Genomic DNA, 16,626 nt, shown 5'->3' on the forward strand with positions numbered 1-16,626 from the left:
TGTCCTATTCTTGAGTCATTTCACTATTTTGAAACAATAATTTGCCTCGCACAGGCTATAAATGATATTGAGGACTTATTTCATGCACCGCCTCAATCATTATTGCAACATTGTCAGGAGGTACGTCTGGAGTAATGCCATGCCCCAAATTAAAGATATGTCCTGTTCCATGTCCATAGGATGCCAATACATTCCTTACTTCTCTGCGTATACACTCTTTTGTAGTTCGTAAAACAGCAGGATCCAAATTTCCCTGTAAAGCAACTTTTCCTCCCACTCTTTGACGGGCAGAAGCTAACTCACACGTCCAGTCAACTCCCAATGCGTCACAGCCAGTCTCAACCATCCATTCTAACCATTGCCCACCATTCTTGGTAAATAAAATGACAGGGATATCAAGGTATTCCTTTTTTAATTGCCGAACAATTTGGCACATATATGCCAAAGAAAAATCCTTATAATTTTGTGGAGTTAAAACTCCTCCCCACGTATCAAAGATCATAACCGCATTAACTCCAGCCTTTATTTGTTCAATCAAGTAGGCAGTCACAGAGGCAGCCAGTTTATTCAATAACAGATGAGCCGCTTCTTTTTCAGTGTATATCAAATTTAAAATTCGTTTAAAATCTTTACTGCTCCCGCCTTCTACCATGTAACACGCTAAAGTCCATGGGCTACCTGAAAAGCCAATCAAGGGCAATTCTTTAGGCATCTCTTGTCGGATTAAGCGCGCAGTATCAAAGACATAGGATAAAGATTCAGGAATCGAAGGAATTTCCAGAGCATGAATTGCTTTGACCTCTTGCAGAGGATTTGTAAAACAAGGCCCTTCCCCTTCAGCAAAATAAAGCCCTAACCCCATAGCATCAGGAATCGTTAAAATATCTGAGAATAAAATAGCTGCATCCAAAGCATAGCGACGCAAAGGTTGCAAGGTTACTTCACAAGCGAGTTCAGGATTCTTACAAAGATTTAAAAAATCTCCGGCATGTTCTCTTACTTTTCTGTATTCAGGCAGATAACGCCCGGCCTGGCGCATAATCCAGACTGGAGTTCGCTCCACAGGTTGTCGTCTCAAGGCTCGAAGAAAAAGGGATTGGTTCAAATCAAACATCATGTAATCACTATCACAATAAAAAGTGTTTATAGTATCATGTTAAGCTAATCAATACAGTGGTATAAATGGCCATCGGGACTTAACAATATAAACAGGACGTACGAAAAACTCCAGGGGCAAGGCAAAAAATGTTTTTAATGTGGGCATTTAATAAACTAAATAACTGAATTAAAAAATTTTTTAGCAAAAAGATCGAGGATTTTTCGTAAGACCTGATGAATTATTAATGGATATTCAATGGATACTTTAAATATTACAGCGCTCAGTGTCGAAACAAAAATTGGTGTTTATAGTTGGGAACAACGTATTAATCAACGACTATTAATTGATATATCCATTCCCTTTGACTTTAAAGATTGCAAGGATAATTTGTCTAATACCTTGGATTACGCTGATCTGTGCCAAACAGTAACCCAATTTGTAGAATCAACTTCGTTTCAATTAATTGAAACGGTAGCGGAACAAATTGCCCAATTAATCAAGCAAAAGTATCCTGTTAACAAAGTTTCTGTCGCTGTCACCAAACCCCATGCTGTAAAAAATGCCGCGGGAATTCAAGTGGTTGTTAGCCGATAATCAGTAAAAAGAAATCTACTTTGATTAGCATTAACTGATTGTCTTTATCCGCCAACGCTTCGCACCATACCATTCAGATGCTCTGTCTTGGCAAGGTTCATTTGAGCTTTTTGAGCCAAGGCTTTATTCGGGTAAGGACCAACCACTACCCGGAACCAATTTCCCTGTGCTTGCGTGACTGGAACCACGCTGACATCAAAGCCTTTAAGGATTAACATACCCTTCATTTGCTCTGCATCCTGACGCGCTTTAAAAGAAGCCACTTGAACCAAATACGCTCCTTTATTGGGTTGTTGCGTAGTTGTTGGTTTTCCCTCGGCCGCCTTCACTGTAGTTTGTGGCATTGGATTGGCTATTGTTGATTTCACTGTGGTATTGACAGCAGCAGTAACAGTGTTTGTGGTCTTTTGCAGTGGAGTTGATGACTTGTCTGCTGGATGATTGGCCGTATTTTGCTGATTAGCTGCCTGAGATACCGGCCCTCTTTCATTTGCTAATAAAGTATAAAATTCAAATTTAGGTTTAGGGGGCACTTGTTTATGCTCTTGTATCACTTTAGTTGGCGCTTTTTCAGCGTCATAATGGGCTAAAACCTGGGTACTCACCCATTGACTTATCATTTGTATATCAAAAAAAGAAGCTGTTAAATACCCAAACAAAAAAGTCACAATAATGACCAAAAACTGGTGTGGTCCTTTGTTACGACGTGAAGTACGCCTATTTCCATAATCTTTTGCCATTACATACTCTCTGGAGCTGATACACCTAATATAGCCAAACCATTATTTAAAACCTGTCGAACCGACTCCAGCAAGCACAAACGAGCACATCGCAATTGTTCTTGTTCGCATAATAATTGGATCGCATTATAATAACTGTGCAAGCCATTGGCCAGTTCCCTCAAATAATAAGCAAGCTGATGCGGCTCACAACAAGCAGCAGCGGCTTGGATCACTTCAGGATATCGACTAATTAGAGAAATTAATGTGGTCTCATGTTGTTGCTCCAATAAATCAAGGTTTTTAAGCCCCATATCCTTATCCCACTTAAGCCCCCTTTCTTTTAACTGTCTCAATACACTGCAGATGCGGGCATGGGCATATTGAATATAATAAACAGGATTGTCACTGGATTCGGATTTTGCCAAATCCAGATCAAAATCCATGTGTTGTTCAGGCTTTCTGGCCACATAAAAATACCGGGCCGCATCATTTCCTACTTCTTCTCTTAATTCTCTCAAAGTGACGAATGAACCGCTACGAGTAGACATTTGCACCCTGTCACCACCTCGATAAAGAATAGCGAACTGAACCAAAATAACATCCAATGCACTTTCATCATGCCCTAATGCCTTAACTGCAGTTTTAATTCTTGTGACATAGCCATGATGATCAGCACCAAAAATATCAATGACCCGATCAAAACCTCTATCGTATTTATTCCAATGATAAGCGACATCTGAAGCAAAATAAGTCGTTTGCCCATTTGCGCGGACTAATACTCTATCTTTTTCATCACCAAAATCAGTTGCCCTAAACCATAACGCGCCTTCTCTCTCATAAGTATGATTTCTGTCTTTCAAGGCTTGAATGCCTTTTTCAATAGAGCCGTCCTCAAATAACGATTGTTCGGAAAACCAATTGTCAAAATTTACACCAAACGCCTGCAAATCATCTTTTATATCATCCAATACCGTTTTTAAAGCATGTTGATGAAAATTAGCAAACCCATCCTTGCCCAGTAAAGATTGCGCTCGCGCGATGATCGCATCGATATAAGTCTCTTTATCTCCACCTTCGGGTTCATCAGCAGGTAAATTGTCTACTACCGAAATCCATGGATGCACAAATTGATTACCCTGCTCTGACCACATCACTTGTGCAATCTCATAAACATATTGACCTTTATAGCCATTCGTTGGAAACACAACAGGCTCACCTGCCAACTCCAGGTAGCGCAACCACACACTCACAGCAAGGATATTCATTTGCCTGCCAGCATCATTGACATAATATTCCAAAGTCACATCATACCCGGCAGCCTTTAAAACATTCCCCAAAGTTGCTCCGAAAGCAGCTCCTCTTCCATGACCTACATGCAAAGGGCCAGTGGGATTGGCAGAAACAAATTCAATCAATACTTTCTGGCTCTGTCCTAAATTACCTCGGCCAAACTCCTTGCCTTTATTCAAAATTTCAGAAATGATGAGTGAACGTGCCGTACTGCGCATAAAAAAATTAATAAATCCTGCCCCTGCTATCTCAATTTTCTCTACGGACGGATCCGAAGGGATTGCTGCAACCAGTCGCTCGGCTAATATTTTAGGTGACTGTCGGCATGGTTTGGCTAATACCAAGGCCAAATTAGTCGCATAATCACCATGGGCAGGATCTTTGGCATTCTCAACTTTTATTTCAATCTCCAAATCAATTGGTATTTCGCCTGATTGTTGCAGATTAATTAATGCTTGTTTCAAAAGATATTCGATTATAGCTTTCATACTTCTCATTTATCCGTCAAAAATACCGCTATTATGCTCTTTTTCATACCATATGGAAAGGCTCTCAATCCAGGACATCATCACTACAACAACAGAAATATCAATAGCTCATTAATTTTCAAGAGATTCATAGGACTTATGAATATAACCATCTTGAGACAGCAGAATGGCTATGGGTCTTGTCACATCAAAGTGCGCAAAAATAATCATCATCATTACCGTGATAGGCACAGACAGAAACATGCCTAGTACCCCCCAAATGGCACCCCATAGAGCCAAGGCAAACAATATCACCAAAGGACTTAAGTTTAATGATTTACCTAACAGACGAGGCTCTAAAAAATTGCCTACGAAAAACTGTATAGCTACTATTCCGGAGGTCACTTCCAAAAACGGCCACCAGCTTTCAAATTGAATCAAGGCAAGTGCTGCTGGAAAAGCAGTTGCTACAATAGCTCCTATATTTGGAATGTAATTTAAAAAGAAAATTAATAATGCCCAAAACTCGGCAAAATCCAAACCAACCCATTTCATAATAAACCAGCTCAACGTGGCAGTGAGCAAGCTTAACAAAGTTTTGATACCCAGATAGGTTTGAGTGTCTTTTGTAATATGCGAGATAATGTTTTTAACCAGTTTCCTGTGCTCTTCCTGTGGAAAAAAAGCATCCATTTTTTGAGTGAAATAATGCTGCTCAACAAATAGAAACACAACATATAAGGAAATCAGCACAGCGGAACTGGTTATAGTCGTAAAAACTCCATAAATATTAACAAGCATACTCTGGATACTAAATCCTTGAATTAAACTGTCGAAATCGAAAATACCCTTAACATGAAATCGTTGATCCAGGTTGTTAAATATATGCAGTAAATTTTCCTGATACCTGGGAGAAGCGGCAATTACATCACTGACATTATTGGTAATGATGTTAATAAGAATCATTACCAGGCAAACAACAACAAACAAAGATAAAATCATGCTTATCCAGGATGGGAGATGTGTGCCGATGAAAGGAATTTTCTGTACACCACTATTAATGGTATTCAACAGGTGCCAAACAAAAATTGATATGACAATTGGAATTAATAATCCTCTTCCTGCGATTAATAAATAACCTGTTATCCAAACCAGTATCAAAGCCGCCGTAAACGTTATAATACGATTCATCCAATTGCACTCCATCTTTGACGAATAGATACTCGCAAGCAACAAGTAACTTGGTAATGATTTGGGCAAAATTGCCAGAATGATGACTCAAGTCGCAACGAATATATTTTCCTGTTATTATTAAATTTTTAATCTTAAATAATACCGTGCTGAGTAACTCTTGTGAATATTTAACTGGTGTTGGCCCAACCATTGCAGCAAAACTTGCTAAATGCGGGATTTTCACCATACAAGACCTGCTTTTCCACTTGCCTTATAAATATCAAGACAGAACCAGGATAACACCAATTCAGGATTTACGCTCTAATGAATGGTGTGTTATCGCAGGCCATGTATGCAAAACTGAAATTAAATACGGCAAAAGGATGATGTTAAATTGTTATGTAGAAGATAAAACAGGCTTGGTTAAGCTCCGCTTTTTTCATTTCAACAAGCAGCAAGTTCAGTCTTTGAATAACAGCACCATGATTAGGGCTTTTGGTGAAGTTCGCGACTTTAACAACCATTTGGAAATGATTCACCCTGAGTATCAATTACTTGACCAGGAATCAGACTTCCACGTGGAAGAAACGCTTACGCCAATTTATCCAACAACTCAAGGCTTAACTCAAACCCGATTAAGACAGTTAGTTAAAATAGCCTTGGAACAATGTGAACATGAACTTCATCAATTGGAATGGATGAGTGAAAAGCAATTACAGGAAAACAATTTTTATAATCTGGGTGAAGCCATTAAGTTACTTCATAACCCTCCGCCTGACATCTCCCTTTCTACCCTGGAGACAGGCGAACATCCTGCCCTCAAGCGGTTAATATTTGATGAATTGCTGGCACAACAACTCAGCATGCAATTTGCGAGACAATCACGTAGCAAGCTTCAAGCTCCCTCTATACCTCTTGATAAGGCTATCCATACACGCTTTATCGAATCATTGCCCTTCACTCTTACAAAAGCGCAACAAAGAGTTTTTAAAGAAATCAGTCATGATTTAGCTCAAAGCAAACCCATGCTTCGCTTGTTACAGGGTGACGTTGGGGCGGGTAAAACCATTATTGCGGCACTAGCTGCCCTCCAAGCTATCTCACAAGGATTCCAGGTTGCCTTTATGGCACCAACCGATTTATTAAGTGAACAACATACAAATAATCTCCATAAATGGTTAGAACCTATCGGTGTTAATGTATTAAGACTGAGCGGTAAAATGAAAACCACTGAACGAAAAAATGCGCTTGCAGGCCTCCAGGATAATAGCTGCCAACTCATTGTCGGAACCCATGCATTATTTCAGGATAAGGTGGAATTTGCTCGTTTGGGTTTAGTCATTATTGACGAACAACACCGCTTTGGAGTAGAACAGCGGCTCCTTTTGCAACAAAAAGGGCAATTAAACCAATTAATCCCTCATCAATTATTAATGACAGCCACCCCTATTCCAAGAACCCTGTCAATGTCTCATTTTGCCCATTTGGATATATCGGTGATTGATGAACAACCACCTGGCCGTATGCCAATTACAACAGCGGTATTGAACCAGGATAAGCGCGAACTGATTATCGAACGCTTACAAGCAGCAATCGCCAACGGTAAACAAGCTTACTGGGTATGCACTCTTATAGAAGAGTCTGAAAAATTACAATGTATAGCAGCAACAGATACCTCAAAAAAACTACAAGAACAGCTCCCTTTCGCACGTGTAGGTCTTGTTCATGGGAGGATGAAAACACTTGAAAAAGAGGCTACTATGGCGGCTTTTAAACAAGGCGAGCTTGATTTATTGGTAGCAACTACTGTTATTGAAGTAGGTGTTGATGTTCCTAATGCCAGTTTAATGATCGTTGAAAATGCAGAGAGACTTGGTTTGTCGCAGTTACATCAGTTACGAGGACGAGTCGGCAGAGGTAATAATCAATCTCACTGTCTTTTACTTTATCAATCGCCTCTATCACAGCAAGGTGCTGAACGTCTAAAAATCATGCGTTCAACAACAGATGGCTTTCTAATCTCTGAAAAGGATTTGGAGTTAAGAGGCTCAGGAGAAATACTAGGAACCAGACAAACTGGTTTTAGGCAATTTAAAATAGCTAACTTACAACGCGATAAAATCCTCTTCACTATTTTACGCCCAATTGCAAAACAACTGACGTTGGAAAAACCAACAATTGCCAGACAAATTACACAAAGATGGTCAGGCGACTTTGAACAATTTTTGCAAAGTTAAAAAAATAATTAAAATTCTTGAAGTCAAGACTGTTTTTTATTTTTTTCTTTGCTAACATAAACGAGCCAGTAATAAAATTCATTTCCTCTTAGCCCTGTGGATAACTTTAAAAGTTAATTGCACAAAACTCTTTCCAATTTTACCATTGAAATTTCTATAGCCCTCTCCAGGTAAAGGTTATCTGGCTTTTTTGATTTAATTCACTCAAATATATTTATCCACAAAATCTGTGGATAATCCTGTGCACAGAATGCAAAACACCTTGTAAAATCAGTCTATTTTCTAACTGATTCAGAACTTTCCAATTTGCTTTTGAGTGAAAGCTGCAAATCTTTTTTCTCATCGTTCCAGTTCTATCAGATTTAATCCTATGAAGCCCAAAACCATGGAATTGTTTACATGAATCACAATTAGATTAATTATAAAACATTGATTTTGGATATTTTCAGCAGAGTTCTAACAATTGATAAGCCAAGATAAATAGGAACTCACGACATAACATGGTATAGTTTCCTCTCTAATTTTTTTACAAAATCCAAATTTTTTTTGTAATTGAAAAAGGAACAGCAATGTACCCCCATGACAGGTATTGGCAAGCCAAAAAAGTTACCCTTATCGGTGCTTTTATTAATGCCTTACTCGGTATTGTCAAAATGATTGGTGGTTTTTTATATCATTCTCATGCTCTCATCGCAGATGGAGTTCACTCCATTTCAGATTTAATTACCGATGTGATGGTCGTATTTGCCTCAAAATATGGAAGCGTTAGCGCTGATGACTCTCATCCATATGGCCATCAAAGAATTGAAACGGCAGCCACCCTATTGCTATCCCTTCTACTAATTCTGGCAGGCTGTGGTATTGCCTGGGACGCACTTGATGAATTGCTTAAATCAGACCATACCATGCCAAACTGGTTATCGATTCCTATAGTGTGCTTCTCAATCATTGCAAACGAAGCATTATTTCACTACACCCGCCATGTAGGAAAAAAAATTAGCTCCCAATTAATCACCGCCAATGCCTGGCATCATCGCTCAGATGCTGCTTCATCCATAGTCGTGCTGATTGGATTAATTGGCAGCCTGGCAGGGCTTGTTTACCTGGATGCCATTGCCGCCGTCATCGTAAGCCTGATGATTATAAAAATGGGCTGGAGCTATGGCTGGAACAGTGTCAAAGAGTTGGTAGACACTGCGGTTGATGCAGAATTATTTTCTCAAATTGAACGAGTTATACAAAGCATCGATGGAGTAAAACGTATTCACCAGCTAAGAAGCCGGTTTATGGGCAGTGATGTGCTTATTGATGTCCATATTCTGGTTTCACCCAAGATATCTGTTTCCGAGGGGCACTATATTGCTCAACACGTGCATCATACTCTGGTAAAAAAAATTGATTGCGTCAAAGATGTGATTGTCCATGTTGACCCTGAAGACGATGAAATTTCATGCCCATCCTTGCATTTACCAAACAGGGCAATACTTCAGGAAAAATTCTTTAATGACATTTATCATGATTTTCCGCAGATTATATTTTGGAATATACATTATCTAAATGGAAAAATGAGCTTGGATATTTTTTGTTCAAATGATTTTAATCAATGGAAAAAACTGCATAATCGAGCAATCTCAACCTTGAAATCACAAATCGATATAGAGGAAGTACGTCTCTTCGGCTTGCATGAAGTGATGCATTATCCATCAAACTAATATCCAGAAGGCATGAAAGAATTGCTATATTTTAACAATGTAATCCTACTATGCCCTGTAGATTCGATTAGTCATTTCAGGATAATATATACGCATTTTAAAGTAGGAAGACTTCATGTTGTCTGCAACCAGTTTAAAAATTATTTTTGCTGTTTCGATATTTATAGTCATTCTCATTGCAGGCTGGTACCCATTTAAAAAGCGAATTAAAGACGATAAACACATTGATTTCCCTATAGGTGAAACTTTGGCTACAGGTGTTTTTCTAGGCGCAGCACTCCTTCATATGTTACCTGAATCAAATGCCTTATTTAAAGAGATGGGTTATAACTATCCGTTTGCATTTATCATTACCGGAGTAGTATTCCTTATTTTCTTGTGGTTTGAACATTTAGGGAAGGAACTATACCATCATCATGATGCAGAACATCCTGCTTTCGCGATACTCGCCTGGGCGATGCTTTCTGTCCATTCACTTATGCTGGGAGCTGCTTTAGGTTTTACCCAATATAATTCCATGGTTATTATGCTGTTTTTAGCAATCATCACTCATAAATGGGCAGAAAGTTTGGCTATAGCAATTCAGTTAAATAAAAGTTCGATGAGCACTCGCAAAAGTATGGTGTTCTTTTTCTTTTTTAGTCTTATGACGCCTTTAGGCATTTATTTTGGTTGGTATTTTGGCCATGGTGTGGAAACGAATTCTTTATTTGACCCTATCTTAATTGCGGCATCGGCCGGTACTTTTCTCTATTTAGGAACTCTGCATGGTCTGGAGCGCTGTGTCATGGTGGAGCGTTGCTGTAATTTAAGTGATTTCAGCTTTGTAATCATAGGCTTTTTGCTCATGGCATCGGTGGCTATCTATGTCTAAATTTTTACAACAAAAACCGATTATTCTTGCCTCCTCTTCGACCATAAGACATAAACTCATGCATTCTCTGGGATTGGATTTTCTGGTTGTACCATCGAATTGCAACGAAGAAGAAATTAAAACAAGGCATAATTCTGACGAACTAATTGAGTTAGGTATTACCTTGGCAAAAACTAAAGCGTTGGATGTCAGCCAACATTATCCAGAGTATTATATCATTGCAGCAGATCAATTATGCGTCGCTGATAAAAGAGTATTTAATAAACCATTAAATCATCAAACAGCTGTAAAACACTTGCAAGAATTAAGCGGGAAACAACATCAACAAATTGCTTGCCTGTGTATTGTCAAAGAGAGCAAAATACTTTGGCAATACTATGAAACAGCGACATTAACACTGCATCCCCTGAGTGAAAAAACAATTGAAGCCTATTTGCAAGCGGAAAAACCTTATCAGAGTTGTGGTGCTTATCAATATGAAGGTTTAGGCAAGTGGTTATTTAAGGAAGTGCAAGGAAGCGAGGATACCATTCTTGGTTTGCCTCTAATGCCATTAGTTAATGCGCTTGTAAACCTTAAAGTGGTATGTATTTAAATAAATATAAAAAGATTAGGAAAAACTATGCACATACATAAAATTCTGGCACGTGAAATATTAGATTCTCGCGGTAACCCCACCGTTGAGGCAGACGTCATTCTAGAAAACGGTATTATTGGAAGAGCGAGTGTTCCATCTGGAGCTTCCACAGGAAGCCGGGAAGCCTGTGAACTTAGAGATAATGATCTAAAGCGATATGCTGGCAAAGGGGTGCAAAAAGCAGTTAAACACGTTAATGAAGAGATAAATCAGACATTACAAGGATTGTCTGTTGGTGATCAGGAAAATTTAGATCGCATTTTATGCCAATTAGATAATACAGAAAACAAATCTCATCTGGGAGCTAATGCCATTTTAGCTACTTCACTAGCTTGCGCCAGAGCAAGAGCATTATCTCTTAATCAGCCATTGTATATGGCACTTAATCAGGGTGAGATAATGACCATGCCCGTTCCTATGATGAATATTCTGAATGGAGGTGCTCATGCTGATAATAATGTGGATATTCAGGAATTTATGATAATGCCAATCGGCGCCCCTGATTTTCCCATAGCATTACAAATGGGAACAGAAATCTTTCATGTACTGAAATCTGTGCTAAAAAAACAAGGATTAAATACTGCTGTTGGTGATGAAGGTGGTTTTGCACCTAATATTCAATCTAATCGTCAAGCGCTGGATCTTCTTAGTGAGGCGATTGAAAAGGCAGGCTTTCGATTAGGAGAAGACATTGTATTTGCCTTGGATGTTGCTGCTTCTGAGCTTTTTAATGAAGGCTTTTATCATATGTATTCTGAAAATCAAAAATTTGATTCTCATCAACTCATAGAATACTACGCAAATCTCATTTCCAGTTATCCCATAGTCAGTATTGAAGATGGCCTGGATGAAAAAGACTGGTTAGGATGGAAACAATTAACCACCCTTTTGGGAAATAAAGTTCAGCTCGTCGGAGATGATTTATTCGTAACTAATCCCAAAATTCTGCAAGAAGGAATTGCCCAAGGGGTTGCAAACGCCATATTAATTAAAGTCAATCAAATAGGTACTTTAAGTGAAACAAGGCAGGCTATAAAGCTCGCACATAAAAATGGATACCGATGTGTAATATCCCACCGTTCCGGAGAAACAGAAGATACCTTTATTGCTGATCTTGCAGTTGCAAGTGGTTGTGGTCAAATTAAAACTGGATCCTTGTGCCGCACAGACAGGACTGCGAAGTATAATCAGCTATTGAGGATAAATGAATTGGCATCTTTACCTTATGCTGGAAAAAGTATACTGAAAAGATGATTTGAAGCTTTTCGGCATTATTCATGATTAACTTAGGCTGGTTTTTGAGTGTTCACTGCAACTCGACATCAGCCTAAGTTGAAATGAAGAATAATATAGATTAAATACAATTTAAAATCAGTTCGATAAAAAATTTAATACTATATACCCTGAACACATATTGCTCCTTGCCGTAATAAGATACTACAATAGTAATTAGATATATTCTTCAATAGAAAATTCTATGCGCCCCATATTCATTATCTTAATTATTGCTTTGGTTGCTTTACAACATAAGCTATGGCTAGGTGATGGAAATATCATCCAATGGATTAAACTCGAAAAAAAACTGGAAGCTCATAAAAATCAGAACGATAAATTAGCTGCCAGAAATAAAGCTTTGGAAGCGGATATCAAAGAGTTAAAAAGTGGTGATCAAGCCCTTGAAGAACAAGCTCGATATGAACTAGGTATGATTAAGCAGAATGAAGTCTATTATCAATTTGTCGATTAGGCTTGAAAGAGACTAGACCGGAATCATCTCTATTTGCGATGAAGGAATTTTGTCCCAAAGGCTTAATACAAACCCACCACCTCCTGAACCAGTTGGCTTAACAGCAATTGCACCATCAGCGAACAAGTGATTCATATGTTGTTGTAAGCTTTCACTAACCAATCCCCATTGTACAAAACAATCTGCCGCTTTATTTATCGCTTTTGCCAAGCGATTTAAAGCATCAACTCCCCCTTCTTCCAAAACAACTTTGGCTTCCTGAACAGCCTCTACCATTTGCCTATCCACTTGGTGAGCAAGCTCTGGATTTTTATCCCATAAATATTCAACTTGCTGTATACAATGAGACGTAATACCAATTTGATTGCAAGAGGATAAATACCAATAGGGATAAATAGTTTGCTTTACTGGAGTACAAAGCCCGGACTTAAAATATATACCGGTATCTGAGGCTACACCGGCTACATCCAAACCACTGCTTTTACCATGAAACAAATGTTCTAACTGTTTGGCAAATTCGCTGCATTGATTATCTTGTATCATTCGCTGCGCGCAGTACCATCGACTCATGGCAACACAAAGCGCTGCCGAAGCACCCATGCCAACCCCAACAGGAATATTGGTGTCCAAATAAAAATGACCACCTAATTCATTCAGTGAACGCCCTAATAAATGCATACCACGCTCTAATACGCTCCAAAATAATAAATGCATATCCGAACCATTGCTGCCTTTAAATTCTGCGCTCAAGGACGCAGAGGAAGGGTTATATCTCAAAGTTAATTGCCTTTCTTTAATAGGAAATACTAAAGCTTCATGTCCCCTTACTACCGCATGTTCACCTGCTAAAATCCACTTGCCGAAAGTAGTGGTTTCAAAATCATAAAACATCATAGTTTCCTACCAAATAATCCGATTTAAATTGTCGTGCGAGATCTATTTGATCTGATCTATAAAGCAAATGAACATTAGGACCGGCATCCATAGTAACTACAGGGCCATCGCCTTTTTCGTTCCAAAATTTTTCAATAACGCTCAATATATGTAAGGTATTATCTGTTATGTAAGAAAATGGTTTTTCACAGGTTTTAAATAATTGATGCATGTCGAGAAATTCATGCCAGCAAATTTGGTATATACTCGTCCAGTCTTTGTTTTCAAAAGCGTTCAGTAATAATTTCAAATTTGCCTCGGCCCTTTCACTTCGCGTTTCATAAAAAGGACTTGTTTTAACCAGCTTATGTGCCACCCTGGACGGTATTTCTTTTTCTTGGCTGCTAATTACTATTACTTGGTGTAATAAATCTTTATAAGGCAAATCGATTGCAGAGACTTTATCTCCCGTCCATAACGCCCATGGTGCATAAAAAGAACGACAAGACGAACCCGAACCTAATCGACTCAATTGTGCTTGCTCATCAATAGAAGGCATAGGTTTTTGAGTAAGTTCACTTAATGCAATTGACGCACACTTTGTTAAGGCAGCAAAACTGGAAGCAGAACTTGCTAAACCGCTACTATGAGGGAAATTATTACTGGATTGAATTAAAAATCCACCGGCATATCCAAAATACTCTTTCAATCGTACTAAATGATCAATAAAGCGTTTTTGCGCTTCAACTGACAGGTTAAATTCTGGTGCTCCAGGAATACTAAGCGGCTCCCAAATGTCTTTTTTAGTTGGTAATTTCTCTAATTTCACAGAACTTAATAAATTACTCAAGGTGTAGGATAGAGAAGAATTATCAGGTAAATTGGAATCTTCATCTTTTTTACCCATATATTTGATCAAAGCAATGTTAGCGGGTGCCTGAGCAAACCAATGCATAGTTAGTCTCCTTGAGGTCAATGACCAGGTGCATCATTCCATAAAATCTTATGTAATTGTAGTTGAAAACGAACTGGTAATTTATCCTGAATTATCCAATTTGCAAGATCAGTAGGATTTAGCTGATTCCAACTCGGAGAAAATAAGAGTTGTACCCGTTCAGCTAACCGATATTCACTCAGCATGCTGCATGCCCATTCATAATCATTTCGGCTGCATAATACAAACTTAATCTGATCAGTAGGTTTCAGAAAACTCAAATTGGACAGCAAGTTTTTATCTGCTTCCCTGGAGTCAGGCGTTTTTAAATCCATGACGATCATAACTCGTTGATCTACCGAAGCTATATCCCTGGCGCCGCTGGTTTCCAAAGAAACCAAGTGTCCTGCATCACAAAGTTTGCTTAATAAGGGGATACAGCCAGGTTGAGCAAGTGGTTCACCCCCAGTAACACAAACATGTTGACATTGATAGGAGGCTACTTTATTCAAAATATCATCTATTTCAACGACTTCACCTCCTGAAAAAGCATAAGCCGTATCACAATACTGACATCGTAATGGACAGCCCGTCAGACGAACAAATACAGTAGGTAAGCCTACTGTTACTGATTCTCCTTGCAATGAATGAAAAATCTCCGTAATTCTTAATTGTTCATTAAATCGTTTCATAAAGCATTAATTGCTTCCAATTTAGAGCTGGCCAATTGTGCTGTTGGCGTATCAGGGTAGGTTTTAACAACTTGTTGAAAACGCTTTTTGGCTTCTTGCGTGTCGCCTTTCTCAGCATAAGCATAGCCAGATTTTAACAAACTGGCTGCAGCCTTGCTGGATGAAGGATATTGCTGTAAAACAATCTCAAAATGTTCTATGGCTTTAGGATAGTCCTTTTTAACAAGATACAGTTCACCTAACCAGTATTCTGCATTGGCAGTGTAACCTCCTCTGGGATATTTTTGCACAAAAGTCTGCATAGACTTAATCGCCTCATCATAGCGTTTATTTTTAACTAACTCGTAAGCCGCCAGGTAACTTATCTGTTCATCTGCAGGATTAGCCCTGGAAACAGCAATAACAGGTTGTGGTTTACTATTAGATAGCCCTGTAGATGGCCCTGCTTTGATTTGCGGAGAAGTTGCTTTTAAAGTCGCTGGCGAATTAGAACCCAATGAAACGTCTGTTGCTGGTTTATCATTTTGAATGGTTTTTGCTGAAGTTGAAGAATTGGATAATCGAGAATCCAGATCTTTATAGAAGGCTACTTGCTGTTGCTGTAATAATTTTAAATCGTGTGCCTGTACTTCAAGCTGACCACGTAACTCTTGTATTTCTTTTTGAAGTTGCTGAATTTTATCAATTAACTTTGCACTGTCGTGGATATTTTTTTGATCGTCTTTGACAAGTGCCGGTTCATCATAAGGCTGAGAAGTATCCGTTGCATAGTTATCATTTTGAGACCCATCCAACTCGGCATTCTCAATTTGTGGTTCATCGTATTTGGGATTGACAAGGGGAGCATCATACTCCTCTTGCCTGTCAATCATTGCAAAATTTTCACTATCATCGATTACTGGCGCTTCCGCCCATAAGGCGAAAGGAAGCATCAGTACAAAACATGCGGTGATAATGGATTTTTTGCAATTAATCATCTTGTTGCCTCATAAATAAACTCTACGCGTCGATTCTGCGCATGCGACGCTTCATCATGACCATAATTAGCTGGGCGCTCTTTGCCGTAGCTAACTACACGAATTTGTTGTCTGCTAACACCTGCCATACGCAAAATTTCAGCTACAGTATCAGCACGGCGTTCGCCGAGGGCTACGTTATATTCACGGCTACCTCGCTCATCAGTATGCCCAGCTATCATCACTCGAGCACCTGGATGAGTCTTTAAATATTCTGCCTGCGCATTCACTGAAGGTAAATATTTTGATGCCAAAGTACTGTCATCGTATGCAAACAAATACAATTGATTATGCGGTGCCTGCGTTGTATAGGATTCGCCAGGTTCCTGTCCAGCAAAATGAGTCATTTGCCCCAAACCTTGGGCAGTAGCATCACCGTCACCTACCGCAGCACCACCATCAGCACTGCCTGGTGTTTTAGAACAAGCTGCGACCAATACAGCGCTTGCTACAAGCAGTCCCAGTTTATAAAACGATCCGGCTTTCATTCCACAATCTCCTTAAACTCTTCTTATTATTTTTAGAAACTACACATGATAATCATGGGGTGTCATTGTAC

At 39.0% G+C, this 16,626-nt stretch carries 16 protein-coding genes; 7 read left to right on the forward strand and 9 right to left on the reverse strand.

Translation table 11 applies throughout. From position 1 onward, the window contains the following. Positions 1 to 55: 55 nt before the first annotated feature. Positions 56 to 1,114, reverse strand: coding sequence for a uroporphyrinogen decarboxylase (gene hemE, locus CC34_RS0114930; RefSeq protein ID WP_027229225.1), 1,059 nt, complete (start codon positions 1,112 to 1,114; stop codon positions 56 to 58). Between the two features lie 240 nt (positions 1,115 to 1,354). Between hemE and folB the strand changes: the two genes are divergently transcribed. Then, a complete protein-coding gene (gene folB, locus CC34_RS0114935; RefSeq protein ID WP_027229226.1) occupies positions 1,355 to 1,693 on the forward strand; it encodes a dihydroneopterin aldolase in 339 nt (112 codons plus the stop codon). 44 nt (positions 1,694 to 1,737) lie between these two features. On the opposite strand, the gene CC34_RS0114940 is transcribed toward folB, so the two are convergent. The 3 genes from CC34_RS0114940 to CC34_RS0114950 all read right to left on the reverse strand — a co-directional run bounded on the left by CC34_RS0114940 (position 1,738) and on the right by CC34_RS0114950 (position 5,363). Continuing rightward, positions 1,738 to 2,433, reverse strand: a complete 696-nt coding sequence (locus CC34_RS0114940) for an SPOR domain-containing protein (RefSeq protein ID WP_027229227.1) — start codon at positions 2,431 to 2,433, stop codon at positions 1,738 to 1,740. Further along, complete coding sequence (argS, locus tag CC34_RS0114945; protein ID WP_027229228.1) at positions 2,433 to 4,193, reverse strand: arginine--tRNA ligase; 1,761 nt, start codon at positions 4,191 to 4,193, stop codon at positions 2,433 to 2,435. Before argS ends, CC34_RS0114940 begins: the two co-directional genes overlap by 1 nt. A gap of 111 nt (positions 4,194 to 4,304) precedes the next feature. Then, on the reverse strand, positions 4,305 to 5,363 hold the full coding sequence (locus CC34_RS0114950; protein WP_027229229.1) for an AI-2E family transporter: 1,059 nt from the start codon (positions 5,361 to 5,363) through the stop codon (positions 4,305 to 4,307). A gap of 146 nt (positions 5,364 to 5,509) precedes the next feature. On the opposite strand from CC34_RS0114950, the gene recG reads away from it, so the two are divergent. From recG to ftsB, 6 genes are all read left to right on the forward strand, one after another. Further along, a complete protein-coding gene (recG, locus tag CC34_RS0114955; protein ID WP_027229230.1) occupies positions 5,510 to 7,582 on the forward strand; it encodes an ATP-dependent DNA helicase RecG in 2,073 nt (690 codons plus the stop codon). Positions 7,583 to 8,151: 569 nt separating this feature from the next. Further along, a complete protein-coding gene (locus tag CC34_RS0114960) occupies positions 8,152 to 9,294 on the forward strand; it encodes a cation diffusion facilitator family transporter (RefSeq protein ID WP_027229231.1) in 1,143 nt (380 codons plus the stop codon). Positions 9,295 to 9,409: 115 nt separating this feature from the next. Further along, the gene (locus CC34_RS0114965) at positions 9,410 to 10,168 is read left to right on the forward strand and encodes a ZIP family metal transporter (RefSeq protein WP_027229232.1); all 759 of its coding nucleotides are present in this window, start codon (positions 9,410 to 9,412) and stop codon (positions 10,166 to 10,168) included. Then, positions 10,161 to 10,763, forward strand: coding sequence for a Maf family protein (locus CC34_RS0114970; RefSeq protein WP_027229233.1), 603 nt, complete (start codon positions 10,161 to 10,163; stop codon positions 10,761 to 10,763). The genes CC34_RS0114965 and CC34_RS0114970 overlap by 8 nt, the downstream gene beginning before the upstream one ends. Positions 10,764 to 10,790: 27 nt before the next feature. Continuing rightward, on the forward strand, positions 10,791 to 12,059 hold the full coding sequence (gene eno / locus CC34_RS0114975) for a phosphopyruvate hydratase (RefSeq protein WP_027229234.1): 1,269 nt from the start codon (positions 10,791 to 10,793) through the stop codon (positions 12,057 to 12,059). Between the two features lie 223 nt (positions 12,060 to 12,282). After that, positions 12,283 to 12,552 carry a cell division protein FtsB gene (gene ftsB, locus CC34_RS0114980; RefSeq protein ID WP_027229235.1) on the forward strand — a complete coding sequence of 90 codons (270 nt, stop codon included), beginning with the start codon at positions 12,283 to 12,285 and terminating at the stop codon, positions 12,550 to 12,552. A gap of 12 nt (positions 12,553 to 12,564) precedes the next feature. Here ftsB and CC34_RS0114985 read toward each other — a convergent pair whose 3' ends face one another. The 5 genes from CC34_RS0114985 to pal are packed head-to-tail and all read right to left on the reverse strand — an operon-like array spanning position 12,565 to position 16,555. Further along, a complete protein-coding gene (locus CC34_RS0114985; protein ID WP_027229236.1) occupies positions 12,565 to 13,443 on the reverse strand; it encodes a mevalonate kinase family protein in 879 nt (292 codons plus the stop codon). After that, positions 13,433 to 14,380, reverse strand: a complete 948-nt coding sequence (locus tag CC34_RS0114990; RefSeq protein ID WP_027229237.1) for a diphosphomevalonate decarboxylase — start codon at positions 14,378 to 14,380, stop codon at positions 13,433 to 13,435. Before CC34_RS0114990 ends, CC34_RS0114985 begins: the two co-directional genes overlap by 11 nt. Positions 14,381 to 14,397: 17 nt before the next feature. Next, the gene (queE, locus tag CC34_RS0114995; protein WP_027229238.1) at positions 14,398 to 15,051 is read right to left on the reverse strand and encodes a 7-carboxy-7-deazaguanine synthase QueE; all 654 of its coding nucleotides are present in this window, start codon (positions 15,049 to 15,051) and stop codon (positions 14,398 to 14,400) included. Next, entirely contained in the window at positions 15,048 to 16,028 is a 981-nt protein-coding gene (gene ybgF / locus CC34_RS0115000; protein ID WP_027229239.1) for a tol-pal system protein YbgF, read from the reverse strand. Before ybgF ends, queE begins: the two co-directional genes overlap by 4 nt. After that, positions 16,025 to 16,555, reverse strand: a complete 531-nt coding sequence (gene pal, locus CC34_RS0115005) for a peptidoglycan-associated lipoprotein Pal (RefSeq protein WP_010947759.1) — start codon at positions 16,553 to 16,555, stop codon at positions 16,025 to 16,027. The genes ybgF and pal overlap by 4 nt, the downstream gene beginning before the upstream one ends. Positions 16,556 to 16,626: the final 71 nt, after the last annotated feature.

The sequence above is a fragment of the Legionella pneumophila subsp. fraseri genome, assembly GCF_000586315.1.
GTDB classification, from domain to species: Bacteria; Pseudomonadota; Gammaproteobacteria; order Legionellales; family Legionellaceae; genus Legionella; species Legionella pneumophila_B.